Origin of the sequence: Deinococcus sp. Marseille-Q6407, assembly GCF_946848805.1 — a bacterium.
GTDB lineage: Bacteria > Deinococcota > Deinococci > Deinococcales > Deinococcaceae > Deinococcus.
In genome coordinates this window covers 495,820-519,678 of record NZ_CAMPFU010000003.1, presented here as the reverse complement: position 1 = coordinate 519,678, position 23,859 = coordinate 495,820, and the positions used below count along the sequence as shown (strand labels likewise).

At 65.0% G+C, this 23,859-nt stretch carries 25 protein-coding genes, 3 tRNA genes, 1 other RNA gene and 1 riboswitch; of the genes, 16 read left to right on the top strand and 13 right to left on the bottom strand.

What is annotated here, in order from left to right:
- Window positions 1-219 precede the first annotated feature (219 nt).
- Window positions 220-765, top strand: a complete 546-nt coding sequence (locus tag OCI36_RS09705; protein ID WP_261664866.1) for a hypothetical protein — start codon at window positions 220-222, stop codon at window positions 763-765.
- Window positions 766-858: 93 nt separating this feature from the next.
- On the opposite strand, the gene folE is transcribed toward OCI36_RS09705, so the two are convergent.
- The 3 genes from folE to OCI36_RS09690 all read right to left on the bottom strand — a co-directional run bounded on the left by folE (window position 859) and on the right by OCI36_RS09690 (window position 4,448).
- Entirely contained in the window at window positions 859-1,425 is a 567-nt protein-coding gene (gene folE, locus OCI36_RS09700) for a GTP cyclohydrolase I FolE (RefSeq protein WP_409996735.1), read from the bottom strand.
- Between the two features lie 77 nt (window positions 1,426-1,502).
- Entirely contained in the window at window positions 1,503-2,720 is a 1,218-nt protein-coding gene (locus OCI36_RS09695) for an adenylosuccinate synthase (protein ID WP_261664865.1), read from the bottom strand.
- Window positions 2,721-2,936: 216 nt separating this feature from the next.
- A complete protein-coding gene (locus OCI36_RS09690) occupies window positions 2,937-4,448 on the bottom strand; it encodes an E3 binding domain-containing protein (protein ID WP_261664864.1) in 1,512 nt (503 codons plus the stop codon).
- 295 nt (window positions 4,449-4,743) lie between these two features.
- Between OCI36_RS09690 and dusA the strand changes: the two genes are divergently transcribed.
- Complete coding sequence (dusA, locus tag OCI36_RS09685; protein ID WP_261664863.1) at window positions 4,744-5,781, top strand: tRNA dihydrouridine(20/20a) synthase DusA; 1,038 nt, start codon at window positions 4,744-4,746, stop codon at window positions 5,779-5,781.
- Window positions 5,774-6,529 carry a DUF817 domain-containing protein gene (locus tag OCI36_RS09680; protein WP_261664862.1) on the top strand — a complete coding sequence of 252 codons (756 nt, stop codon included), beginning with the start codon at window positions 5,774-5,776 and terminating at the stop codon, window positions 6,527-6,529. Before dusA ends, OCI36_RS09680 begins: the two co-directional genes overlap by 8 nt.
- Before the next feature lie 42 nt (window positions 6,530-6,571).
- Here OCI36_RS09680 and OCI36_RS09675 read toward each other — a convergent pair whose 3' ends face one another.
- Both OCI36_RS09675 and OCI36_RS09670 read right to left on the bottom strand, forming a co-directional pair.
- The gene (locus OCI36_RS09675) at window positions 6,572-7,402 is read right to left on the bottom strand and encodes a DUF72 domain-containing protein (protein ID WP_261664908.1); all 831 of its coding nucleotides are present in this window, start codon (window positions 7,400-7,402) and stop codon (window positions 6,572-6,574) included.
- A 133-nt stretch (window positions 7,403-7,535) separates the two neighbouring features.
- Entirely contained in the window at window positions 7,536-7,991 is a 456-nt protein-coding gene (locus OCI36_RS09670; protein ID WP_261664861.1) for a response regulator, read from the bottom strand.
- Window positions 7,992-8,148: 157 nt separating this feature from the next.
- Between OCI36_RS09670 and OCI36_RS09665 the strand changes: the two genes are divergently transcribed.
- The 7 genes from OCI36_RS09665 to OCI36_RS09635 all read left to right on the top strand — a co-directional run bounded on the left by OCI36_RS09665 (window position 8,149) and on the right by OCI36_RS09635 (window position 13,319).
- Window positions 8,149-8,706, top strand: coding sequence for a 5-formyltetrahydrofolate cyclo-ligase (locus OCI36_RS09665; protein ID WP_261664860.1), 558 nt, complete (start codon window positions 8,149-8,151; stop codon window positions 8,704-8,706).
- 255 nt (window positions 8,707-8,961) lie between these two features.
- On the top strand, window positions 8,962-9,108 hold the full coding sequence (rpmH, locus tag OCI36_RS09660; protein ID WP_013613842.1) for a 50S ribosomal protein L34: 147 nt from the start codon (window positions 8,962-8,964) through the stop codon (window positions 9,106-9,108).
- Between the two features lie 17 nt (window positions 9,109-9,125).
- Window positions 9,126-9,608, top strand: coding sequence for a ribonuclease P protein component (rnpA, locus tag OCI36_RS09655; protein ID WP_261664859.1), 483 nt, complete (start codon window positions 9,126-9,128; stop codon window positions 9,606-9,608).
- A complete protein-coding gene (gene yidD, locus OCI36_RS09650) occupies window positions 9,605-9,886 on the top strand; it encodes a membrane protein insertion efficiency factor YidD (RefSeq protein WP_261664858.1) in 282 nt (93 codons plus the stop codon). The genes rnpA and yidD overlap by 4 nt, the downstream gene beginning before the upstream one ends.
- Before the next feature lie 96 nt (window positions 9,887-9,982).
- Window positions 9,983-10,570 (top strand): hypothetical protein, encoded by a 588-nt coding sequence (locus OCI36_RS09645; RefSeq protein ID WP_261664857.1) that lies wholly within the window; start codon window positions 9,983-9,985, stop codon window positions 10,568-10,570.
- A 56-nt stretch (window positions 10,571-10,626) separates the two neighbouring features.
- Window positions 10,627-10,716, top strand: a riboswitch (ZMP/ZTP riboswitch).
- 109 nt (window positions 10,717-10,825) lie between these two features.
- Complete coding sequence (gene purH / locus OCI36_RS09640; RefSeq protein WP_261664856.1) at window positions 10,826-12,361, top strand: bifunctional phosphoribosylaminoimidazolecarboxamide formyltransferase/IMP cyclohydrolase; 1,536 nt, start codon at window positions 10,826-10,828, stop codon at window positions 12,359-12,361.
- A 61-nt stretch (window positions 12,362-12,422) separates the two neighbouring features.
- Window positions 12,423-13,319 carry a bifunctional 5,10-methylenetetrahydrofolate dehydrogenase/5,10-methenyltetrahydrofolate cyclohydrolase gene (locus tag OCI36_RS09635; RefSeq protein ID WP_261664855.1) on the top strand — a complete coding sequence of 299 codons (897 nt, stop codon included), beginning with the start codon at window positions 12,423-12,425 and terminating at the stop codon, window positions 13,317-13,319.
- Between the two features lie 112 nt (window positions 13,320-13,431).
- Here the strand turns inward: OCI36_RS09635 and OCI36_RS09630 are convergent, their stop codons facing one another.
- The 3 genes from OCI36_RS09630 to OCI36_RS09620 all read right to left on the bottom strand — a co-directional run bounded on the left by OCI36_RS09630 (window position 13,432) and on the right by OCI36_RS09620 (window position 16,564).
- Window positions 13,432-14,883 (bottom strand): alanine/glycine:cation symporter family protein, encoded by a 1,452-nt coding sequence (locus tag OCI36_RS09630; RefSeq protein ID WP_261664854.1) that lies wholly within the window; start codon window positions 14,881-14,883, stop codon window positions 13,432-13,434.
- 425 nt (window positions 14,884-15,308) lie between these two features.
- Window positions 15,309-16,217, bottom strand: coding sequence for a hypothetical protein (locus OCI36_RS09625; RefSeq protein WP_261664853.1), 909 nt, complete (start codon window positions 16,215-16,217; stop codon window positions 15,309-15,311).
- Window positions 16,218-16,360: 143 nt separating this feature from the next.
- Window positions 16,361-16,564, bottom strand: a complete 204-nt coding sequence (locus OCI36_RS09620; protein ID WP_261664852.1) for a hypothetical protein — start codon at window positions 16,562-16,564, stop codon at window positions 16,361-16,363.
- A gap of 194 nt (window positions 16,565-16,758) precedes the next feature.
- On the opposite strand from OCI36_RS09620, the gene OCI36_RS09615 reads away from it, so the two are divergent.
- From OCI36_RS09615 to moaC, 4 genes are all read left to right on the top strand, one after another.
- A tRNA-Glu gene (locus OCI36_RS09615) sits at window positions 16,759-16,833 on the top strand.
- 101 nt (window positions 16,834-16,934) lie between these two features.
- Window positions 16,935-17,993 carry a glucose-1-phosphate thymidylyltransferase gene (locus OCI36_RS09610; protein ID WP_261664851.1) on the top strand — a complete coding sequence of 353 codons (1,059 nt, stop codon included), beginning with the start codon at window positions 16,935-16,937 and terminating at the stop codon, window positions 17,991-17,993.
- A gap of 130 nt (window positions 17,994-18,123) precedes the next feature.
- Window positions 18,124-18,738, top strand: coding sequence for a YceD family protein (locus OCI36_RS09605; RefSeq protein ID WP_261664907.1), 615 nt, complete (start codon window positions 18,124-18,126; stop codon window positions 18,736-18,738).
- Entirely contained in the window at window positions 18,735-19,208 is a 474-nt protein-coding gene (gene moaC, locus OCI36_RS09600; RefSeq protein WP_261664850.1) for a cyclic pyranopterin monophosphate synthase MoaC, read from the top strand. Before OCI36_RS09605 ends, moaC begins: the two co-directional genes overlap by 4 nt.
- Window positions 19,209-19,340: 132 nt before the next feature.
- On the opposite strand, the gene ffs is transcribed toward moaC, so the two are convergent.
- Window positions 19,341-19,440: signal recognition particle sRNA small type (gene ffs / locus OCI36_RS09595), an RNA gene on the bottom strand.
- 146 nt (window positions 19,441-19,586) lie between these two features.
- A tRNA-Leu gene (locus OCI36_RS09590) sits at window positions 19,587-19,671 on the bottom strand.
- A 158-nt stretch (window positions 19,672-19,829) separates the two neighbouring features.
- Between OCI36_RS09590 and rpsO the strand changes: the two genes are divergently transcribed.
- Both rpsO and OCI36_RS09580 read left to right on the top strand, forming a co-directional pair.
- Window positions 19,830-20,105 carry a 30S ribosomal protein S15 gene (rpsO, locus tag OCI36_RS09585; protein ID WP_261664849.1) on the top strand — a complete coding sequence of 92 codons (276 nt, stop codon included), beginning with the start codon at window positions 19,830-19,832 and terminating at the stop codon, window positions 20,103-20,105.
- Window positions 20,106-20,356: 251 nt separating this feature from the next.
- Window positions 20,357-20,441 (top strand) — tRNA-Leu (locus OCI36_RS09580).
- 68 nt (window positions 20,442-20,509) lie between these two features.
- Here OCI36_RS09580 and OCI36_RS09575 read toward each other — a convergent pair.
- The 3 genes from OCI36_RS09575 to OCI36_RS09565 all read right to left on the bottom strand — a co-directional run bounded on the left by OCI36_RS09575 (window position 20,510) and on the right by OCI36_RS09565 (window position 23,773).
- Entirely contained in the window at window positions 20,510-21,700 is a 1,191-nt protein-coding gene (locus OCI36_RS09575) for a glycosyltransferase (RefSeq protein WP_261664848.1), read from the bottom strand.
- A gap of 85 nt (window positions 21,701-21,785) precedes the next feature.
- Window positions 21,786-22,466: a YqhA family protein gene (locus tag OCI36_RS09570; RefSeq protein WP_261664847.1), complete on the bottom strand. Its 681-nt coding sequence runs from the start codon at window positions 22,464-22,466 to the stop codon at window positions 21,786-21,788.
- 47 nt (window positions 22,467-22,513) lie between these two features.
- A complete protein-coding gene (locus OCI36_RS09565; RefSeq protein ID WP_261664846.1) occupies window positions 22,514-23,773 on the bottom strand; it encodes a tetratricopeptide repeat protein in 1,260 nt (419 codons plus the stop codon).
- Window positions 23,774-23,859: the final 86 nt, after the last annotated feature.

Sequence of the window (23,859 nt, the reverse complement as noted above, 5' to 3'; positions counted from 1 at the left end):
TGACAGCTGCGCTGCCGGGCTTTTGTGATGACTGCCGCGCGCCCGACGGCCAAAGAACAGCCAAGACATTCAAAAGGGTAAAGTTCCGGTCAGGTCAGCTTCTCGTAAGGGCCTCTTTTCTAAACTGGGAGGTCAGAAGTCCGGCATCTTGCTTGCCTGGCTCCCTTTCTCTAATCTCTCGTCTTCTTTCCCTGCTTTGTGCTTTGTAGGAGGCTTTCCATGAAAAATATCCTTCTGATTCCTGCCCTGCTGCTCGGCCTGGGGGTTGCCCCGGTTCTGGCCCAGACCCAGACGGCCGCTCCCGCAGCCACCGCCCAGCAGACCCAGCAGAGCCCGGTACAGCTGCTGCTGAACGATTACCTGGTCACCAGCGTGCGCGGCGCAGACGGCAAAGTCACCGAACGCCTCAACCCCGACGCCAGCCGCGTACGCCCCAGCGACGTGATTCAGTACGAAGTCACCGCCAAGAATGTCTCCCGCGCGCCGCTGAACAACGTGGCCCCCAGCCTGCCCGTGCCGGCCGGCACCGTGTTCGTGGCTTCTTCGGGCGGCCTGGGCAACGTGCGGACCGAATACTCCTTTGACGGCGGCAAGACTTTCGGCCGCGCCCCGCTGTTCCGCACCGTCACCGTTACCGAGAACGGCAAGAGCGTGACCCGCCGGGTGCAGGTTCAGCCCAGCGAATACACCAACGTGCGCTGGAACGTACCGACCCTCACCCCCAATCAGACTTACAAGATGACCCTGCGCGTGCGCGTGCGCTGATTCATCCAGAACCAGATTGAAAGGCAGCCCCGGACATCGACTGTTCCGGGGCTGCTTGCTTTTTACTCTGGGTTAAGTCACCTGAAGAGCCGGTCAGCGGCTCCGTAGGGTGCCCTGCACGGCGCTCATGAACTCGGCGCGGGTGCGTGGGTCGTTGCGAAACAGCCCCCTCATAGCCGACGTCGTGGTGCTGGAGTTCTGCTTCTGCACGCCGCGCATGGACATGCACAGGTGGGTGCCTTCCATCAGCACCGCCACGCCTTTGGGCGTCAGCAGCTCCTCGACCGCTTCGGCCACCTGGGTGGTGATGCGCTCCTGCACCTGCAAGCGGCGCGAATAGAGGTCCACGATGCGGGCAAATTTGCTGAGGCCCAGAATCTTGCCGTCGGGGATATAGGCGACGTGGGCGCGGCCGTAAAAAGGCAGCATGTGGTGCTCGCACATCGAATAAAACTCGATGTCTTTCACGATCACCATTTCACTGCCCTCGGCGGCAAAGACACCCTCGCCCACCACTTCGGCCAAGGTCTGCCCGTAGCCTCCGGTCAGGAAAGCCCAGGCCTTGGCAACCCGGTGAGGGGTGCGCTGCAAGCCCTCGCGGTCCGGGTCTTCCCCGATGGCGGTGAGCCAGTCGCGGGTCAGGGCCGCCAGCCCCGGCACTTCCAGCGCGGCGGCCTCAGCGCCTTGCCCGGGCAGGCCACTGCGCTCATCTGGGAGAGTCAACCTGCTCGCCTCCCTCAGTTCCAGCTCACGGCGCCGTAGGTCTGCTCGCGGGCGGGGCCGCACGAGAAGATCACGACCGGGCAGCCGGTGACTTCTTCGATCAGGTCAAGGTAGGCCTGGGCTTCTTTCGGCAGGTCGTCGCGGCTGTGGGCGTCTTCGGTGCTGGCCCAGCCCTTCATTTCGCGCATGATGGGCTGGCCTTCGCTGCCGTAGCCCACGCAGACCGGCACCTTGTCCAGGCCGCTGAGGATATCCAGCTTGTTGATGACCAGACCGTCCAGGCCATTGACTTCCACGGCGTACTTCAGCAGTTCCAAGTCCAGCCAGCCCACCCGGCGGGGGCGGCCAGTGGTGGTGCCAAATTCGTCCCAGGGGTTGGAGCCATCACCACGCAGACGCAGGATGTTCTCGTCGCTGAAGACTTCGGTGGCAAAAGGACCGTGGCCCACGCGGGTGTTGAAGGCCTTGGCAACCCCGTACACCTGGTGCAGCGCCTTGTGGCTGACGCCGGCGCCCACCAGCACGCCGCCCACGGTGGGGTGGCTGCTGGTCACGAACGGATAGGTGCCGTAGTTCAGGTCCAGCAAAGTGGCCTGTGCACCCTCGAACAACACGTTCTCGCCCTCGCGGATGGCCGCACGCACCAGCGCGCCGGTGTCGTGAACAAACGGCAGCAGCGCATCACGCACCGGCTGTATGGCCTCGAAGGCAGTGTCCACGCTGTCCCAACCGGCTTCACGGGTGGAGTTGGGCTTGGCTTCCAGCAGTCTTTCCAGGCGCTCACGCAGCACGCTGTCGTCGGCCAGGTCGCCAAAGCGCACACCGACCCGCCGGGCGCGGTCGGCATAAGCCGGGCCGATGCCCTTGCCGGTGGTGCCCACAAAATCTTTGCGGCCATCCACGTATTTGTGGTGCGGCAGCACCAGGTGGGCGCGGTCGGAAATCCGCAGGTCCGGGTTGAGCCCGCCGGCAATCAGGTTGCGGCGTTCTTCCAGGAACTTGTCGGGGTCAATCACCATGCCGTCACCCAGCACGCTGACGGTGCCCTCGTGCAGCACGCCGCTGGGCAGCAGGTTCAGCTTGAAAGTCTGGCCCGCCGCCGTCACGGTATGGCCGGCGTTGGCGCCGCCCTGGTAACGAACCACGTAGCTGGCTTCCGGGGCCAGGAAGTCGGTGATCTTCCCTTTTCCCTCGTCGCCCCACTGGGCTCCAATAATTGCAATTCCAGGCATTTCAGCCCTCCTCTTATTTGGGCAGTCGGGTGGAGAAGCCCTGCTGGCTGCCTCCCCTTCTGCGGTCACGCGCTCCTGCGCTGCTGTGCGCGGCCAAAAAAAAGCACGGCGCGTAACACCGTGCCTGAGTATAGGTCAAACCCTGCGGGCGCTGTGGCGGGGGCTGCCGGGCCTGGGCCGGCCAGGCCGGACAGTCCCTACCCCGCCGCCGGCTGCTCAGACGATCAGCGCCACCGGGGTTTCCAGGCTGGCCGCCACGGCCGCCAGGAATTCAGCGGCCTGGGCCGTGTCCACGTCACCGTTGAGGCTCAAGGCGGCGCGGCCGTCTACCATGCGGCCCAGCGAGAGAGTCACGGCGTCCGGGTAGTGCAGTTCGTCCAGCTCGAAGGTGCCGGCATTGACCACCAGCAGGTCGGCTTCGCCCTCGTGGTCGCGGTCCAGGGCGCTCAGGGCGTCGCGCAGGCCGCTGCCGGCCGCGCCCACCGAACGGACACGGTGCGAGTAGGCATCCTGAATCGCCACAGCGTTCAGGTTCAGCAGGCTGGCGTGCTGTTGCGCGGCGCGGGCCAGCAGCAGCGAGAGGGGCACGTCCTGTCCCAGCGCGACGTTCAGCTGGTCGCGCAGCTCGGAAGCCGCCTGGAGGTCGGCGTCGCGGCGCAGGTAGACGCCGAACCACACGGCCTTTTCAGGACGCTCGGCAGCTGCGGACGCCGGCGCGGTGGCAGCCGGGGCAGCAACGGCCGGGCGCTCCTCGGGAGCCGGGGTCTGCTGCTTGGCGGCCGGTGCAGCGGGCTCTGCTGCAGGAGACTCTTCTGTAGGAGCCAGGGCGGCCGGGGCAGGCTCGGCAACGCTGGCTTCGGTTGCAACCGGAGCTTCGGTGGTCGGAGCCGCTTCGTCGGTAAAGGCCGGCGCGCCCGACAGGGTGGGCTGGGTGGCTTCTGCCTGCGCGTAAGCTGGTTCAGTGGGCTCTTCCTCCTTGGCCGGAGTTACCGCAGCGGACTGTGGCTCGGCGCTCTGGTCAACCGGCTGGCCGAAGCCGCTGGGCCGGCCAAAGCTGCCAAAGGAGGAAGCAGATGGAGCGCTGAAGGAGGCCGCAGGCGCCACGCTGGGCTGCACCGATTCAGTCTGGGCCGGCTCGGTCTGGGCAGGTTCAGCCGGGGTGGGCTCAGGCTCGGCCGCCACAGGTTCGCTCTGGTGAGCAGGCGACTGGTACAGCTGCGAGAGCAGGCTGCCCAGGCCGCCAGCGGCCGCGCCAGTCGACTGGGTGTCGGCCACCGGCTGAGCGCTGGCCAGCTGGGCCGGCTGTCCAAATCCGCCCTGGGAGGCAGGCACGGCAGGCTGAACCGGGGTCAGGTCCTCGTCTTCCAGGTCCAGCTCGAACTCGTCTTCTTCCAGTGCGGCGCTGCTCTGGCTGCCCGGCAGGGACTGCCCGGCCGGCGCTTCGGCCACCGGTGCCTGATTGACCAGCGCGGCAATGTCGGATTCCACTCCGGCCTGGCTGAGTATTTCGGCGCTCATGCCGGCCGGCAGCTCGTCGCCGGTCCAGTCGGGCGGCGGCAGGTCCACCGGGGTGGCCGGCGGCTCTTCCTCACCGCTCATCACGCGGGTCAGGTAGTTGATGATGTCCTGCTCGACGACCTGCCCGCCGTTTCCGGTGCCCTGAATGGCGCGCCAGTCGATGCCGTTGGATTCGGCGAGGGTTTTGGCAAGCGGAGAAATATTATCCATGAGTGTCCCTTTCGAAAAAGACCGGGCGGCCCGGTTCCGGTGTGCGCTGGCCGGCTGCGGCCCTGCCTTTCCTGCTGTGGAGTGGCGTCCAGTGTATGCAATTTGAAGCCCGAAACACCCTGAGCGCCGGCCGGCGGTCCCGCCAGCTTGAGCCAGTATCCAGGCTTCTCATTCCGCCCAGACTGGCGCCCCCGCTCTAACAGGCTTCTTTCAGTGCAGCGCTCTTCAGGCCCCGGCCCTCTTTGGGGCGTCCTGACCTTTGGGCGCAGGGGCCGGACAGTACACTGCTGAGCGCATGAGTCAGCCTGCCCCCGCCGCTCCGTCTGTCCCGATTCTGCCTGGTTCCTGGCCCGCTCACCGGCTGTCGGTGGCGCCGATGCTGGACTGGACTGACCGGCACTGCCGCGCTTTTCACCGCTGCCTGACCGGGCGCACCCTGCTGTACACCGAGATGGTCACCACCGGCGCCCTGCTGCACGGCGACCGGGCGCGCCACCTGGATTTCGGGCAGAGCGAGCATCCGCTGGCGCTGCAACTGGGCGGCAGCGACCCCGGCGCGCTGGCCCAGAGTGCTGCCCTGGCGCAGGACTGGGGCTATGACGAGGTGAACCTCAACTGCGGTTGCCCCAGCGACCGGGTGCAGAACGGGGCTTTCGGAGCGGTGCTGATGGGCACGCCGGACGTGGCGGCCCGCGCCGTGACCGCCATGCAGGCCGCCACCAGCCTGCCAGTCACGGTCAAGCACCGCATTGGTATTGACGACCGTGACAGCTACGAGGAACTGCACGCTTTCGTGGATACGGTGGCCGCTGCCGGCTGCCGCACCTTTACGGTGCATGCCCGCAAAGCCTGGCTCAAAGGTCTCAGCCCCAAGGAAAACCGCGAGATTCCGCCGCTGCGCTACGAGGTCGTGCAGCGACTAAAGCAGGACTTTCCGGAGCTGACCATCGTCCTCAACGGCGGCGTGCAGACCCTGGCCGAAGCGCAGGAACACCTCGCCTGGGCCGACGGCGTGATGATAGGCCGCGCCGCCTACCAGACGCCCTATCTGCTGGCCCGGGCCGACCGCGATATCTTCGGCGAGGACGTGACGCCGCCCACCCGCCGCGAGGTGCTGACGCGCTTCCGGCCCTACGTGGTCGCCGGGCTGGCAGCCGGGCAGAGCTTTCACCACCTCACCAAGGCCACCCTGGGCCTGTTTGCCGGGAAGCCGGGCGCCCGGCACTACAAGCGCACCCTCAGCGAACTGGGACACAGGAACGAGGCCGGCATCGAGGTGCTGGATCAGGCCATTGCCGGCGTCCCGGACGATGTGCTGGACGCCCGTGACTGAAGCCCGGCCCCGCCCAGGCGCGGGGGCGCTGCTGCTGGAATTTGTACGCCTTCAGGCGCTGTGCAGCCTCTTCGCCTTTCTGGTGGTGAGCCTGCTGGCCCTGACAGACGCCCTGCCGCCCGGTTTTCCTCTGGCCCGCGCCGACGCCATGCTGCTGGGCGTGCTGCTGGTGCAGGCCGGGCTGCTCTTGACCCGCTTCGAGACGGCGCGCGAGGCGGCGGCCCTGGGGCTGTTTCACCTGCTGGGCTTCGCACTGGAAGTGTTCAAGGTGCAGCGTGGCAGCTGGAGCTACGACGCCGCCGGCCTGAGCGTGGTGGCGGGGGTGCCGCTGTACGCCGGGTTCATGTACGCCAGCGTGGGCAGCTACATGGCGCCGCCAGTGTGGGTGCAGGTGGCACTGGCTGCCGCAGCCTACCTCAACTTCTTCACGCATCATTTCGGCCCTGATCTGCGCTGGGTTATCAGCGGCCTGATCGTCCTGGCCTATGCCCGCACGTGGGTGAGGTTCACCTTGCTGGGGCAGCGCCTGGAAATGCCGCTGCTGATTTCTTTTGGCCTGATCGGTCTGGCGGTGTACGTGGCCGAAAACCTGGGCACCCTGCTGGGCGCCTGGGTCTACCCGCACCAGCAGGGCGGCTGGCAGCCAGTGGACGCCGGCAAATGGCTGGCCTGGACCCTGATGGTCATCGTGGCCTTCCTGATCGTCTCTGCCCTCAAGCGCGCCGAAGCGTGGCTGGACCGTTCCTGAAGCCCGGCAGCGGTCAGACCAGGGGCACGCCAGGGCATAGCTTCAGAGCAGCCGGCCCAGGTCGGCCGGCACCGGCGTCACCACGCTTAGGCCGCGGGCTTCCAGCGCCTCGCGCAGCATCGGAATGTTGTGCAGGGCGTGGCCCTTGGTGGTGTTCTCGAAAAACACGTACAGTTCGCTGAGGTCACCTTCTACCAGCGCGATTTTCTCGGCCCATTCGTCCATCTCGGCCCGGCTGTAGCGGTAGTCGTGGCGCTCGGCGGCGCTCTGGCCTTCCCACCAGCTCCCTTCGTTGCGGCCGTGCAGGCGCAGATAGCCCACCTCGCCGGTCACGTGTACCTGTGGCTCGGGCATGCCGCCCACCGGCGGATAATCCGGGCTCACCCAGATAACACCGTATTCGGCCATCCCTTCACGCACCTCGGGGCGGTCCCAGCTGGCGTGCCGCAGTTCCACTGCCAGCTCGTGCCCGGCGAAGCGCTCGGTCAGCTCGGCCAGATACAGCCGGTTGTCACGGGTACGGTGAAAAGAATAGGGAAACTGCGCCAGATACGGCCCCATCATACCGGCGTCACGCAGCGGCTCGGGGCTTTGCAGCATCCGGTCATAGTCGCTGTCTTGTGGGGCGCGTTCGTGGGTAAAGACCTTATTCAGCTTGACCGCCATCCGGAAATCACGCCGGCCCACCCGCCGCACCATGCCCTCGAACGCCTTGATGCCGGGAATGGCGTAAAAGGAGCTGTTCAGCTCAACCGCCGTGAAGTGCTCAGCATAAGCCTGCAGATAGGCGTCTTTTTTGACCCCTTCGTAAATCAGGCCCTCGGCGGTCCAGTCGTCGTTGGAATACCCGCCGCAGCCCAGCCAGATGTTCATCATTGCCCCACCTGTATCGTCATGGCCCCACTATGCCGCGCTGACCGTGCGCCGGCATGGGCGGCGGATAGAGGCGCATTTATACAGCCTGCTGCGGCTGCCGGCAAAAAAGTGAGGGCAGCAAAGCAGCCAGTCAGGACAGCTGGTGGTTGACCTGATTCTGGCCGGCCCAGAAGTTCATCACACTGGAAATGGTGTGGCGGAAACGGTCGTAATCCAGCGGCTTGACCACGTAGGCGTTGGCTCCCAGCGCGTATGAGCGCTGCACGTCGCTGCGCTCGCGGCTGGTGCTAAGCATCACCACCGGCAGGGTGGCCGTGGCCGGGTTCTGACGAATGCTGCGCAGCACGCTCAGACCGTCCACCTGCGGCATGTTCAGGTCCAGCAGCACCACGTCCGGCAGCTGCTCGGGCTGGGCGGCCAACCGGGTCAGGAAATCCAGCGCTTCTTGGCCGCCCGACATGATCTGCACCTCGGCCGGCGCGCAGCTTTCTTCGCCCAGCTCGGTAAAAACGATCCGCGCCAGCTCACGGTCGTTGGGGTCGTCGTCAACCAGCAGGATGTAGCGTTCGAGGTTGTCTGCCGTCATGTTTTCTCCCCCCACCTATATTCTTTCAGATTTCTACCTCTAAAGCTTCTCTTAAGATAACATTACTCTATAAACTTTATGTAATTGTTGCTGTCCGGGCTGACCAGACTGCGCCGTCCTGACCCGGCTGGCCAGCCCTTTCTGGCATCATGTAGGCATGACTTTTTCTGCGCCCCCGTCGCTCCAAGCTGGCAAATCCGAGTGGCGGCAGTGGGCCCGGCAACAGCGGGCCGCTCAGCCGGATGTGTCGGCCGCCATTACCGGATATACAGCTGAACTGCTGCGGCAGTTGGGCGCAGAAACAGTGCTGGCGTATCACGCGCTGCCCGGCGAGCCGGATCTCAGCGGGCTACGGGGCCACTTCCGGCTGCTGACCACCCGCGCCCGGGTGTGCCCCGAGCGGCACCTCACCCTGCATGAGTGGGACAGCGCCAGCGAGGTCAGCCCGCTGGGGGTGTTGCAGCCTCCCCGGGACACGCCGCAGGTGCCGCCCAGCGAGGTGGACGCCGTGGTACTGCCGGCGCTGGCTTTCGACCGCCGCGGCATCCGTCTGGGCTACGGCGGCGGCTTTTACGACCGCTTTTTGGCCGGCTTTCAGGGCCCTACCATCGGCGTGACAGCTGTGGCGCTGCTGCTGGACGCCGTACCCTGCGAGACCCACGACATTCCCCTGCACTGGATCGTGACCGAGCGGGAAACCTGGCGGGTTCCGTAATGCACAGCTGGCCCCGGCAGGGGCCCCAGTCACGGACGCTCAGGTGTGCGATGTGCTAGCATTTTCCAGTTTGCCCTCATGGGGGACCTTGCCGGCTCTGTCCCGGTAGAAAACCCAGAGGAACAGCTGAAAGGTGCCGCCACCCTTCAGACTGCCCGCGCGGGGACTGGTGCCCCGGCCCGCCTGCGCAAGAAAAAACCCCTCCGGCCCTGAGCGCCGGAAATCTAACCGGGCGAAAGCCCCAGGAGAGAATTCATGAAGCGTACCTACCAACCCAACCGCCGCAAGCGCGCCAAGACCCACGGTTTCCGCGCCCGCATGAAGACCAAAGCCGGCCGCAACATTCTGGCCCGCCGCCGCGCCAAGGGCCGCGCCCGCCTGACCGTCAGCGACGAGCAGTAACCCGCAGAGTCAGCGCTGTGCTTCCTGATCAGGCCAGCCCGTCACCGCAGGGCAGCGCCACCCCCCAGCACGGCGGGGTGGCGCTGCGCTCTTTGAAGGGCGACAAGGAATTCCGCCGGGTGCGCCGTCAGGGCGCGTCCCTGCGGTATGCACTGTTTAGCCTCAAGGTGACCGGTTACCGTCCCCGCCACGGGCAGCCCTGGCGACCGGCCGCCCAGATCGGCATCGTGGTGCCCAAAAAGGTGCTGAAGCATGCCGTGGACCGCAACCGGGTGCGCCGCCGGGTGCGCGAGGCCCTGCGGACACTGCCGCAGCAGGGCCAGCCGCTGCCGGCCTGCCGGGCCATCCTCTTTCCCACTGAAGCCGCGCTACACGCTCCCTTTACCGAGTTGCAGCAGGCACTGGCAGCCGCGCTCTTACAGGTGCCGGAGCAGGTAAAGCGCAGCGGCAAACGCCGGAAAACTCCCGGCCGTCCGGCCCGTCCAGGAGGCGAGCGGTGAGCGGACCTGCCGAAACGGGAACGCCAGCCCCCAGCCCGGCCGCGTCGCTGCTGATCGGTGCGGTGCGCTGGTATCAGCGGGAACTGTCGCCGCGCAAGCCCGCCCCTACCTGCCGCTTTACCCCGACTTGTTCCAGCTACGCGGTGACTGCCCTGCAAAAACACGGCGCCCTCAAGGGCAGCTGGCTGGCCTTCTGGCGCTTTTTCCGTTGTAACCCGCTGTTTAAGGGCGGCTATGATCCGGTGCCCGACGTGTGGCCCCGGCCGCACCAGCATTAAGCGTTGGCGCCGGAGACAGGTACCTAAACGTATATCTAAACACTTTCGCTAGCCTCTCTTACGCGCGGAGCTGGCCGGCCGGATTAGGGTGCGGGCATGACCAATCAGAGCGTCAAGTCCAACTTCAGCAGCGACGAATGGATGAAAGTGATGACCGGGGCCGGCAACGCGGGCGCCGCCGTGGTGGCCGCCAGCCCCAGTGGCGTCACCGGTCTGGTGGCCGAAATGAGCGCCATCGTCAAAGGCGTGCGCGAAGAGGTGAGTAAGAATCCCCGCACTCCTCTGATGGAAGCCATTGCCGCCGACCTGGTGGCCGGACCGCCCGAGGGCCTGCAGCAGGACGAGCAGGGCCGCATCACCAACATGGAAGAAGCGGTGGAGAAGACACTGGAAGGCGTGCGCCAGGCCCTGTGGCTGGTCGACAGCAAAACCAGCCCGGAAGACGCCGCGAGCTACCGGGACATGCTGCGTACCGTGGCCCAGCGGGTGGCCGAAGCAGCCAAGGAAGGTGGCTTTCTGGGCATCGGCGGCGAGCAGATTAATGACAAGGAACGTGACGTGCTGGCCCGGCTAGAAGAACTGATGGGCGGCCAGAGCGCCGGTGCAGCGGCCAACGGCGAAACCGCTGCCAGCACTGACCCGCTGAGCAACCCCAGCCCCGACGGCTCGGGCAACGCCAACTGAGATCTGCCGCAGCGGGCCTGGGCACTGCCCCTGGCAGATGGGGTAGATTGGCTGTCAGAGCTGGCAGTGACTGGCGCCGCGACGTGGGCTGACCACGGGGAAGCTGCACAGCAAAAGCAATGAGGCCGCGCGCCTGGGCCGGATGGTGTCCCCTGCTGGGGGCGCCATCCGCTTTTTCATGCCGGGCGGCTTTGCCAAGGCATTTTTGCCCGCCCATCCTTACCCCACGTCCCAGTTTTAAGGAGGAAACTCATCATGCCCACCAAGCGCGCCCTGCTGTCCGTCAGCGACAAGACCGGCATCACCGAATTCGCCCACCAGCTCAGCGACGCCGGCTGGGAGCTGATCAGCACCGGCGGCACCCTGAAAGTGCTGCAGGCGGCGGGCCTGACCGTGCGGGCCGTCAGCGACCTGACCGGCTTTCCCGAAATGCTGGACGGCCGGGTCAAGACCCTGCACCCGGCCGTCCACGGCGGCATTCTGGCCCGGCGCGAAGCGGGGCACCTGCAGCAGCTGGAACTGCACGGCATCGGCACCATCGACCTGGTGTGCGTGAACCTCTACCCTTTCCGCGAAACGGTGGCGCGCGGCGCACCTGACCCCGAAGTGATCGAGAACATCGACATTGGCGGCCCGGCCATGATTCGCTCGGCGGCCAAGAACCATGACGCCGTATTGGTGCTGGTAGACCCCGCCGACTACTCACTGGCTCTGCAAGACGAGGTGTCGCCCGCCGAGCGCCGCCGCCTGGCAGCCAAGGCCTACCGCCACACCTCCGAGTACGACGCGGCAATTACGGCGTATCTGTCGGGTGAACCGGACGAACTGCCGACGCAGTTGCCCGCACACCTCGGCCTCAACCTGACCCGCACCGCGCAGGTGCGCTACGGCGAAAACCCGCACCAGCCCGGCGCGATTTATCGCTGGGGCGGCGCGCGCGGCCCGGTCATCGACGCGCAGGTGGTGGCCGGCAAGCCGATGAGCTTCAACAACTACGCCGACGCCGACGCAGCCTGGGCGCTGTGCCAGAGCCTGGCCGCCCAGGAGGAAGGCGCCGTGTGCGTGGCGGTCAAGCACGCCAACCCCTGCGGCGTGGCGGTGGCTGCCGACGTGAAAACCGCCTGGGAACGCGCCCGCGACGCCGATACCCTCAGCGTGTTTGGCGGCGTGGTGGCGGTCAGCCGGCCGGTGGACCTGGCAGCGGCCCAGAGCATGCGCGGCACCTTCCTGGAAGTGCTGATTGCGCCTGATGTGACGCCCGACGCGGTGGAATGGTTCGCCCAGAAAAAACCCGACTTGCGGGTGCTGATTGCGGGAGAGACGGAGGGCGTGAGCGTGCTGGACGTGCGCCCGCTGACCGGCGGTTTTGCCGTGCAGGAGAGCGACGCCCGGCCCTGGGACGACCTCTGCCCCGAAGTGGTCACCGAGCGCCAGCCCACCGAGCAGGAATGGGCCGACCTGCGCTTTGCCTGGGCAGTGGTCAAGGGCGCGCGCTCCAATGCCATCGCCCTATGCAAAGGTGGCGTGACAGTGGGCCTCGGCGCGGGCGCGGTCAGCCGCATCTGGGCCGCCGAGCGAGCTGTAACCAACGCCGGCGAAGCAGCCCAGGGCGCGGTGATGGCCTCCGAAGCTTTCTTCCCCTTCGACGATGTGGTGCGGCTGGCGGCCAGCGCGGGCGTCACGGCGGTGCTGCAACCCGGCGGTGCCAAGCGCGACCCGGAAGTGATTGCCGCCTGCAGCGAGCTGGGAATCAGCATGGTGTTTACCGGCTCAAGGCATTTCCGGCACTGAGTGGCCGGCGGAGGCAAGCAACGCGTGCAGAAGACAGAAAGAAGAACAGGACAAGACAGAGATGGCTGATACGGTGCGACTCAAAGGAAAACCGCTGGCAACCCAGGTGCTGGCCCACGTGAGCGAGGCGCTGGCCGGCTGGGCGCAGGAGGGCTTTGCTCCCCGCCTGGTCAGCGTACTGGCTTCCGACGACCCGGCGTCGCAGGTGTACGCACAGGCCAAGGCCCGCCGCGCCAAGAAACTGGGCGTGGAATACGAGGTGCTGGACCTGGGCGCGGCCGTCTCACAGCAGGAGCTGGACCGCAGGCTGGCAGAACTCTCAGCCGACGACCAGATTCACGGCATCATGCTGGAATTGCCGCTGGCCTCACAGCTGGATACGGTGGACAGCTTCTTGCAGCTCAGCCGCCGCAAGGACATCGAGGGGCTGACGCCGGCCAACCTCTCGCGGCTGGCGGCCGGGCAGGAAAACTCGGTGCTGCTTCCGCCCACACCGCGCAGCGTCCGTTATCTGCTGCGGCAGGCTTTCGGCAACGACCTGCAGGGCAAGCGCATTGCCGTGATCGGCCCTGGGCGCACGGTGGGCCGGCCGCTGGTGTGGATGCTGAACAATTTCGGTGCCACGGTTACCCTGATCAACCAGCACAGCCGGGACATGGCCGAGCTGCTGCGCCCGCAAGACGCCGTGGTGGTCGCCGTCGGCCACCGTGGGCTGCTGAAGGCCGAGCAGGTGCAGCCTCACCACGTGGTGATCGACGCCGGCATCAACGTGACCGATGAAGGCGTGGTCGGTGACGCCGAGCCGGCCGTGGCGGAAGTGGTGCGCGCCATCACACCAGTGCCGGGCGGCGTGGGGCCGCTGACCAGCGCCCTGATGTACCAGAACATGGTGCGGGCCGTGCAGCTTCAGCGCGGCGAAACACCCGAGGAATACGTGCTGGACCTGTCTCTGGACTGACCACAGCGCCAGGCGCCTTTCAGCAAGACACCGGGAAACCGGCTTTGCTTTAGCAGAAAGAAGCCCCCGCCGTTGCTGGCGGGGAGCTTGATTATTGTGGAGCGGCCAGGGTTCAGCCAGTGCGCTGAATCCGGCCAGCCCGCAGGTCGGCGCGGTAAGCGTTCAACTCACGCTTGACCACCGGCATCAGCAGATACAGCCCGATGATGTTGGGAATGGACATCGTGAAGATCATCGAATCGGAAAAATCGATGATGGAGTTCAGGTCCATGGTGGCTCCGATCACGGTGGCCAGCAGGAAAAAGACCTGATAGGCCAAAATGGCGCCGCGGTTCTCATTGGTCAGGTAGGCAATCGCCTTGCTGCCGTAATACGACCAGGTGATGATGGTGCTGACCGCAAAAAGAATCACGGCCAGGGTCACCAGCCAGGAGAAACCGGGCACCACACTGTCGAACGCAGCGCTGGTCATGGTGACACCCGAGAGGTCCTTGTTGGTGTATACCCCAGTGACCACCAGGGTCAGGGCCGTCATAGTGCAGATCACCACGGTGTCAATAAAAGGCTCCAGCAGCGAGGCATAGCCTTCGGTCACGGGGCGGTCGGTCTTGACCGCCGAGTGGGCAATGGCCGCCGAACCGATGCCGGCCTCGTTGGAGAAAGTGGCGCGGCGCATGCCCTGAATCAGCACGCCGATCACACCGCCGGTAATGCCCTGCGGCGAAAAAGCGCCCGAAAAGATTGAGCTGATGGCTTCGGGAATATGCCCGGCGTTGGCGATCAGTACGGCCAGGGCACCGAAGATATACAGGCCGGCCATAAACGGCACCAGCTTGTCGGTTACGCGCGCAATACTCTTGATCCCACCGATAATCACCGCGCCCACCACCAGGGCGATGACCACACTCAGCAGCCACTTATAGGACGCCAACGGGCCAGCGGCACCGCCAGTCATAGAAACCAGCTGCGAGACGGTCTGGTTGCTCTGGAACATGCTGCCGGCACCCAGGCTGCCGAAGATGGTCGCTATGGCGAAGATGGCCGCCAGCACCGTCCCCAGCCCGCCCAGGCCACGCTCGGCCAGGCCACGCGACAGGTAAAACATCGGCCCACCCGAAACTGTGCCGTCGGGGTTCTCACGGCGGTATTTCACGCCCAGAGTGCATTCCACGAACTTGGTACTCATGCCCAGCAGGCCAGCCAGAATCATCCAGAAGGTGGCGCCCGGCCCACCCACGCTGACGGCGGCGGTCAGCGCCTGAAAATGGCTGACCTCGCCGGGGCCATTGGAGTGGCTGTCGTACTTGCCGCGGACAATATCAATGGCGTGGCCAAACCCGCTGATGTTCACGAAGCCCATAGACATCGTGAAAATAAGAGCCGCTGCAATCAGCCACACCACGATCAAGGGGAGGTCAGCTCCCGCCACCGGCACTGTGTAAAACACCACTCTGGCGATGGCACTACTGATAGGAGACACAGCGTTATTGATCCGCTCGTCCAGACCCAGCTGCCCCGGAGCAGCGGCAACTGCTATGCCAGAGAGCGAAACCGATAACAACATTAAAAAGGAAAACAGCCTGTTCATGATCTTTTGTTGCCTCTTGCCACCAGTGACTTTGCTCTTGTAAAGGGAATTAAGATCATCATGAATAAAGATTCGCTTTGATGTGAGTCAAATGAGGCAGGCCGGCAAACTTAGATCTAAAGATCAAGGTTTTGCCTGCACCAGAACACGTAAAAAGAGTACACTAGGCCAGTAAAAGAACATTTAGAAAGAGTCTGACTATACAGGGAATGCATAGGATTTCAGACAGACGGATGACCTTTTCTCTAGCCAACTCAGGCAGGGAAAACAAAAGGCAGGCAAGAGACCGCCTGACCCAGTAACGACAGTATCGGGGGAGCTTAAGGTCTCAGCCCTCTTTCAGAGACAGCAACAAAAAAGGCGACCTTATAGGCCACCCTTTCAGTTCAAGCTAAGGAGTTTTAGGACTCGTCGCCGCCGCGGTTGCCCCAGCCACGATCTGCGCGGGCGCGGGGGCGGAAAGCGGTATCTCCACCATTATCACGGCCACCGAAGTCACGGCCACCGCGCTCGTTGCGGTCTTCACGGGGACGGAAGCCACCGTCGCGGCTACCGAAGTCACGGCCGCCACGGTCTTCGCGGGGACGGAAACCACCATCACGCCCGCCGAAATCGCGGGGGCCACGGTCGCTGCGGTCTTCACGGGGGCGGAAACCACCGTCGCGGCCACCGAAGTCACGGCCGCCACGGTCATTGCGGTCGCCACGCGGGCGGAAGCCGCCGTCACGGCCACCGAAATCACGGGGGCCACGGTCGCTGCGGTCTTCACGGGGGCGGAAACCACCGTCGCGGCCACCGAAGTCACGGCCGCCACGGTCATTGCGGTCGCCACGCGGGCGGAAGCCGCCATCACGGCCACCGAAATCACGGGGGCCACGGTCGCTGCGGGGGCCACCGGAACGGCCCGAGCCCACGGCGTCGCGCAGATCGCGCATTTCGCGGCGCAGGCCACGGATTTCCTTGGACTGTGCTTCCAGCATTTCGCGCAGATCACCCATCACGGCCAGCAGGTCATCCACATCAACAAATTCGACGTCTTCGTCGTCATCAGTTTCATCACCAGCGGCCCACTCGGTCGCCGGAGTTTCGCTGTCATCCTGATCTAGCTCATCCATATCGCTGTCGCCTTCCTGGGCGTCCAGCACCTGGTCTTCGTCAATTTCGCCCTGCAGTTCGGGCAGTACGTCGCGTACTTCTTTGGGCATATTCTGTGTGCCAGCGTCGCTCGGCTGGTCCGTGTTCTGGCCTGCGGTGGTCTGGGGCTCAGCCTGGGTCTCGGTTTCAGGCTGGCGTTGATCTTGATCGGTCATGCTGATTTTCCTTTCCTGCGCTCTTGGGCCTGAAGACCCCGTCAGGGTTCAGGGGGACGCAGTGGATGACAGTCTATCACTGCGTCCCCGCGCTTTACCGCGAGGTAAACGCCAATAAATCGCTCAAATCCTGGGGCCAGCCCTCAGCGGCGCATCACCTGGCGCAGAATCAGGAAAAGCGGCCAATAGAGCACGAAGGCAATCGCTGCACCGGCCAGCAAGCCCATCCAGATCGTCTGCTCATAGGCCAGCCAGACCGCCAGCCAGGCAAAAGAGCCCACGCTGGTCGCGAACATAATCGCCAGCCGGCGGGCCGTATCTTCAGGTTCCCAGGAGTTGAAGTCCATACCAGACATTATGGCTGAGGCCCGCCATCACGCTGTGGGTTACGCTGCGCTTTCTACTTAGGGAGACGTCCCAGACGGCAAACTTCCCTTTCCCAGCCACCTGTTGACGGCTTGCCAAAGCCGTGTTACTATTTTCCGGTGCCTGCATGGCACCCCCTTGAAAGGCAGTCTGACGCAATATCAGCTGCGCGTGTGGCCCCATCGTCTAACGGTTAGGACACCACCCTTTCAAGGTGGCGATACGGGTTCGAATCCCGTTGGGGTCACCAAATACCTCCGCTTCGGCGGGGGTTTTTTATTGTCTTAACATAAATTTGGGCCTGGGTTGCCTTCACCAGGTCACTCTTAAGCGCGTTTTAGACTGCCAAGGATGAAAGCGATTATTCCTGCAGCTGGCCTGGGCACACGTATGCGCCCCCTGACCTTTACGCGGCCCAAACCCGTGCTGCGGGTGGCCGGTGAACCGATCATTCAGCACGCTATCAATACGCTGCGTGCCGCCGGCATCGAGAGCGTCGGTGTGGTTGTTTCCGATATTACCCGCGACGAGATTGAGCATGTCACGGAGCAGATCACCGATATGGAGATCGTGCTGATTGACCAGCATGACCAGCTGGGCCTGGGTCACGCCGTCCTGACTGCCCGAGATTGGGTAGGCCAGGACGATTTCTGTGTCTATCTGGGCGACAACCTGTTTGAGGGCGGCGTCGCCCCCTATGTGCAGCACTTTCAGGAACTGCGCCCTGAAGCCCTGATTGCCCTGGTTGAAGTGGCAGATCCCAGTGCTTTCGGCGTAGCCGAAATGGACGGCGAACGTATTGTCCGGCTGGTGGAAAAGCCCAAAAACCCACCCAGCAATCTGGCGGTGGCCGGCTTTTACTGCTTCACGCCGGCTGTTTTTGACCGCTTGGAAACCCTGCAGCCCTCGGCGCGCGGCGAGTACGAAATTACCGACGCCATCCAGGCCTTGATCGAAGCGGGGCAGCCGGTGATCGGGCAAAAGGTGGCCGGCTGGTGGAAAGACACCGGCCGCCCCGAGGACCTGCTGGACGCCAACCGTCTGCTGCTGGAAAACCTGGAAACGGTAAATGAGGGCTTGGTAGAAGACAGCCGGATCACCGGCCGGGTGCATATTCCGGCCAGCAGCCGGGTGGTCCGCAGCAAGATCGTGGGGCCAGTACTGCTGGGCGAAAACGTGGTGATTGAAGACGCCTACATCGGACCTTTTACCAGCGTGGGCAGCGGTACCCAGATTCGCGGCGCCGAGGTTGAGCATTCGGTCATTGACGCCGAGGTCAAGATTCTCAACCTGCCCACCCGCCTGCAGGACTGTCTGATTGGCCTGCGGGCCGAGGTGCGCGGTGGCCGCACAGTCCCCCGGACCCACAAGCTGACCATCTCGGACGCCAGCGTGGTGCAGCTGGCCTGAGATACTTTTACCCTATCTAAGCCGCGCGCCGACAGCCTAAGACTGAGGCTGCTGGCACGCGGCTTAGCTTTAGTTGAGTCCGGCTCAGTTGACCGCTGCCCCTACGACCTATCATGCGGCTATGACTGATATGACTCCTCTTCCTGAAATTCATCTTGGCCAGCTGCTGCGCACCGGCCAGGACGCCCATGCCGAGGGCGAAGTGACCGAGCTGCGCTACGGACAGGGCGGCGAGCAGTTGCTGTCCTTCGCCGAGCCGGCGCCCTACCGGGTGGACATCAACAGCGTGGGCGGCGACGACTTTTACTTGCAGGGGTATTTTCGCCCTACCCTCCAGAGCGAGTGCGCCCGTTGCCTGCGCGACGTGGAAGTGCCGCTGGACCTGAAACTGGGCATGTTGATGCGCTTCGACCCGAATGTGGAAGTGCCGTATATCGAAGAAGCCGAAAGCGGCGAGGAACTGCTGATGTTCGGAGAGACGCGGCTGGACCTGAGCGCCTTTCTGGCCGAAACGGCGCTGGTCAGCCTGCCACTGGTGGTGCTGCACGACCCGGACTGCAAAGGTCTGTGCCAGGTGTGTGGTCAGGACCTCAACGAAGGTACCTGCGAGCACATGGCCGCCGTGCCGGTCGAGAACGAACATGACCTGCCGCACCCGGCCCAGGCCGACAGCCCTTTCGCGGCCCTGCGCGACCTGGACCTGCCGGATGATGACAGCGACCCGGACAGCAGCGTGAAGTCTTGAGCAGCGAACTGACCCATTTTCAGGATGGCCGGCCGCGCATGGTGGACGTCTCGGACAAGGCCGTGACCCAGCGTGAGGCCAGCGCCGAGGGCTGGGTCCGCCTGCCGCCCGAGGCCCGCGCCGCGCTGGAAGCTGGCCGCACCCCCAAGGGTGACCCCCTGGTGGTGGCTCAGCTGGCCGGCATCCAGGGCGCCAAGCGCACCGCCGAGCTGGTGCTGCTGTGCCACCCGCTGCCTATCAGCGGCAGCCGGGTTGAGCTGAGCCTGGAGCCTGGGGGGGTTCGTATTGTGGCCACTGTGCGGACCACCGGACAGACCGGCGTGGAGATGGAAGCACTGACAGCCGTCAGTGTGGCGGCCCTCAACCTCTACGACATGCTCAAGGCTGTCAGCAAGGCGGTAGAGATTGATGGCATCCGGCTGCTGAGCAAGTCGGGCGGCAAGAGTGGGAATTACCAGGCCGCTGAATAAAGCCCAGTCCCCAAACAGCATTCAGGGCGTGGCGCCACATAGGCGGGCCGCGCCTCTTTTATTGTTTACATCTTGCAGTCTCAAAAGCCCACAGACCTGTGCGGCGATGGCCGGCGAACAGGCACAAAAAAAGCATTGCCAGTAAGCAACGGCACCCGAATGATAACCCTTATGGCTGCTGCCTTCCGACTCTGACCAGGTTCAGATCTCACTCGCCGCGTTGCGCCAGCAATGCAGGGAAAAGAGTAGCACAGAGCCCCGCTAGCTGACAAATCTGGGCCCGCTCAAATTCTTACCTGACCGGGGCCTATGCTCAGCGGCGGCCGCTGGAAAAGGCAACAAAAAAGCCCACCGAGGGGGTGGGCCGGACAAAAAACCTGGTGCTGAGGATGGGACTTGAACCCACACGGTGTGAACCACACGCCCCTCAAGCGTGCGCGTCTACCAATTCCGCCACCCCAGCAGGGGCCTTAAAATGATAGGGGCCAACCCCCTGAGAAGTCAAGGAGAATGCCTTGCTCAGGCGCGGCGGCACATGCTACCCTGGCGTTTGCCGCTGGCGCGGTGGGGGCCTTCCCTGGCTGCTCCACGCGGGACTTCATAACACAGGAGGAATAATTCGTGATTGACAAACAGCAAGTAATTACCGACAACCAGCGCGGCGCGTCCGACACCGGCAGCACCGAAGTGCAGGTGGCCCTACTTACCGCCCGGATCAACAACCTGAGCGCTCACCTGCAGGCCAACAAGAAGGACAAGCATAGCCAGCGTGGCCTGCAGCTGATGAACGGCCAGCGCCGCCGCCTGCTGAAGTACCTGGAACGCACCGACTACGACGGCTACATCGCCCTGACCGACAAGCTGGGCATCCGCCGCGGTCAGCGCATCGTCAAGTAAGTCTTTCCAGAGTTCAGATTTACAGACCAGCCTAAGGGCTGGTTTTTTTATGGCCGCCGCACAGCTGCCAAGAGCAGACTCGCAGGGTGCATTCTGTGCTGGAAGCGGCCTGAAGCCGTGTCTGGCAGGCTGAAGGTTCCCCTTTGCCTGTGCCCACCTGCGGCCCCACTTGACAGAATCCGGCGCGGCTTGTAAATTAAGCAAGCCTGATTCACGGAAGCGCTCAAGAGCGCCGAAGGAGTTTCCAAGATGCCGAGGTGGCGGAATTGGTAGACGCGCTAGTTTCAGGGACTAGTGCCGCAAGGCGTGTGGGTTCAAGTCCCATCCTCGGCACCAGAAGAAAGACCCGTTCTCTATGAGCGGGTCTTTTTTTATGGCCTCTGCTTTTGCTTTCTGCTGGCCGGCTACAGCCGACGGCGGGTCAGCAGTTCGCTGTACAGGTCAGCCAGAGCCTGGGCGCGCTGGGGCAGATCATAGCGGCGAGCAGTGTCCCAGGCGCCGGCCTGCAGGCGGGGCAGCGCCTGAGGTGCCAGTGCCGACAGCAAGCCCTCAGCCAGCGCCTCTGCGTCCGGCTCGGTCACGTGGCCGTTGACGCCCGGTTGCACCAGATCCAGCGCGGCGGGGCTACGGGCGGCCACCAGCGGCGTGCGGGCGGCCAGTGCCTCGATCATGCTCATGGGGAGCACCTCGGAGGTGCTGGCGGTGATAAAAACGTCGGCGGCCGACAGGGCGGCCGGCACCTCGCTGTAGGGCAGGCCGCCGGTCATCACGGCGCCCTCTGGCAGGCGCTGGGCCAGCTCGGCGTGACTGGGGCCGTCGCCTACCAGGGCCAGCTGTAGCCCGGGGCGACGCTGGCGGGCCAGCTCGAAAGCGGTCAGCAGTGTGTCCAGATTCTTTTCGGGCGCCAGGCGGCCCAGATACATCGCCAGCGGCGCCTGAGTGTCCAGGCCGGAGCGCTGGCGAAAAGGCGTGCCGTCCAGCGGCTCCCCATCCGGGCCGGTAAAGGCGCTCAGGTTCACCGGGTTCGGGAACAGCCGGACCTCGCCGGCGTACCCGTAGCGGCGCAGCATCTCCTGCATGGCCTGGCCCGGCGCCAGCACCGCGTCCACCTGTGCGGCAAACTCCACCACGTGCCGGCGCATGGCGGGAGCGGCCAGCCGCGGCGGGACCGGCGAGTAGTGCAGGTACTGATCGTACTGGGTGTGGGCGGTGTAGACCACCGGCGCCCGCCGGCCCCCGGTGCGGCCCGAGCGGCGCGACCAGTCCAGCGCCAGCCGGCCGGCCAAAAAGGGATGCATGGTGTGCAGAATGTCCAGATCGTCCAGCGGCAGCTGACGGGTCTGCGAGCGTGGGTGCAGCAGCACCGGATAGTCGGCCGGAGCGCCCAGAAAACGGGCGGCGCGGAACGAGGTGGGCAGCCGGTAGACCGGGCCTTCCTCGACCCAGTCCGGCTGGCGGTACTGAGCCGGATGACGCGGGGCAAAGACGCGGACCTCATGGCCCAGGGCGCGCAGACCGCGCACGAACAGGGCCGTCGACGTCGCCACGCCGTTTCTGGAAGGCGGGTAGGTGGCAGTGACGATCCCGATACGCACAGCTTCAGTCTAGAGGCTGGCCGGGGAGGCATGTGCCGCAGGAAGAACACTGGAAGAGGGCAGCGCCGCCCGCCGGGAGTTTGCCTCAGGCTTCCTCTGCCCCACTCTGGCCCCGGCTGGCCCCGCTCTGCTCGGCCTGGGTGGCCCGCTCGGCGCGGCACACGTCCTCGGCGCCGATCTCACGCTGCTCGGCTTCATTCTCGAACAGCTCACGCCGGGCCTTGAGTTTGGTCTCCGGCTGCTGCAGGTCACCCTTGCCATGGTGGACTTTCTGAAACAGGACGATGACTCCGCCGGCCAGCGCGAAGGAGAGGGCAAACAGCAGGGTTTCCTGGGGATTTTCCCAGTTCACGTAGTGCTGCAAAAAAGTGACCCCCAGAATCACCATGATGACCGATACGATTTTCTGCTCCAGGTCACCCAGGCTTTCGATGCCCAGCGCGCTGGTGATGTTCAGCGGCCGGATAAACAGCGAGTACATGCCCAGGCCGATGATGTAAAACACCACCGCCTTGAGCATGGTAGAGACCACTTCCAGGAATTCCACCGCCAGATCGGTCTTCTGGCTGAGAACGCCCTCGGTGAGCATGGCATGCCAGGTTTCGTAGATGGACCACAGCGCTACCAAAGTGCCCTGAATAAAGAGGCTGAGGGCCACCAGCAACACCGCGAGGACCGCCAGCACCACGACGAAGCGCGTGCGGCCGATCAGCTCGCTCATGGTGTCGTCGTGTTTGGAGGCCGGCGGTTCGCGGTGCTGAGACATAAAAAGAGGCTATGCCAGCCGCCCTGGCCTGAGGAGGGGCCCGGCCCTTAGGCTCCCTTGAGCTGGGCCCGTGCCAGCCGCAGGAAATAGGCGGCGGCGCGGTCAGACGGGTCCAGCTGCACGGCGCGCTCATAGCTGGCGGCGGCCTCGGCGTAACGGCCGGCCTCGTAAGCGACGCGGCCCAGCCAGGACCAGGCCTTGGCGTACTGCGGGCTCTGAACGGTGGCCTGCCGGAAGGCGGCCTCGGCCCCGGCACGGTCGCTACTGGTGTAGAGGCTATAGCCCTGACGGAACTGCCGGGTGGCTTCCAGGCCGTACTGCTCTGCCTCGGTGGCCAGGCCGAGGTTGTAACGGTCGGCGTCGGTGGCGCCGGGCAAGGCGCTCAGCGCCGCGTAAGCAGCGCGGGCAGCGGCGGCGTCGCCCAGGTCCAGCGCCAGGCGGCCGGCCTCACGCTGCGCGGCGGCAAAGCTGGGGGCCAGGCGGGCAGCTTGCTGAAAGCCCCGCAGGGCCTCGGCACGGCGCCCGGCGTCCAGGTCGGCATAAGCTTGGCTGAAAGCGCGGGTGGCGTCTGCACCGTACTGCCCGGCCTGCACCGCCACCTGACTGAAGTAGGCGGCGGTGCAGGCCTGAGGCCGCAGCTGCACGGCGCGGCCATACAAGGTCTGGGCAGCGGCAAAATCGCCCTGTTCCAGCGCCACCCGGCCGGCCCACAGCGCGCACTGGGCATCGTCTGGGGCGGCCCGCAGGCATTCGGCCAGCAACTGGGCCGCCTGGGGCAGGTCCTGGCGGGTGTAGGCGGCGTAGGCCAGGTTGTAATACACCTGCCCTGCTGCCGCCCGGGCCTGGGGGGTGGCCTGATCGCCGGCCACCGCAAAATAGGCCTGCCAGCTGCTCAGCGCCCGCGCCCAGAAGCCGGTGGCCGTGTAAATTTCGGCGCGCAGAGCCAGGAAACTGGGGTTGGCCGGCTCCAGGGCGACCGCCGCTTCGGCCGCCTCGGCCGCCTGCTTCCAGAGCGTCTGGTCAATGGAGGCGCTGCCGGCCGGGTAGCGGGTGCGGGCCTGGGCGCTCAGGGCACGGGCCTGAGCCGCCGCCTCGGCAGCGCTGCTGAAGGCCAGGGCCGGCTGAGCAGCCTGAGTCAGGGCAGCTGCGGGGGCCGAGACAGCTGCAGCTGGAGCCGCCGGTGCCGTCTGAGCGGTTTGCGTTGGAGCGGTCTGAGCCTGGGCCGCCGGAGCCAGCAGAGCGGCGCTGAGCAGAGCAACCGGGAAAAGAGCGGAGCGCCGGGTCAGGCGGGGAGTGGAACGCGTCATAGGACATCCTCCTGGGGGGAAAGGGAAGAAAAGGAACGTGGACTGACATTCATTCCAGCCGCCCGGCCCATGAGTCTGGTGGGAAA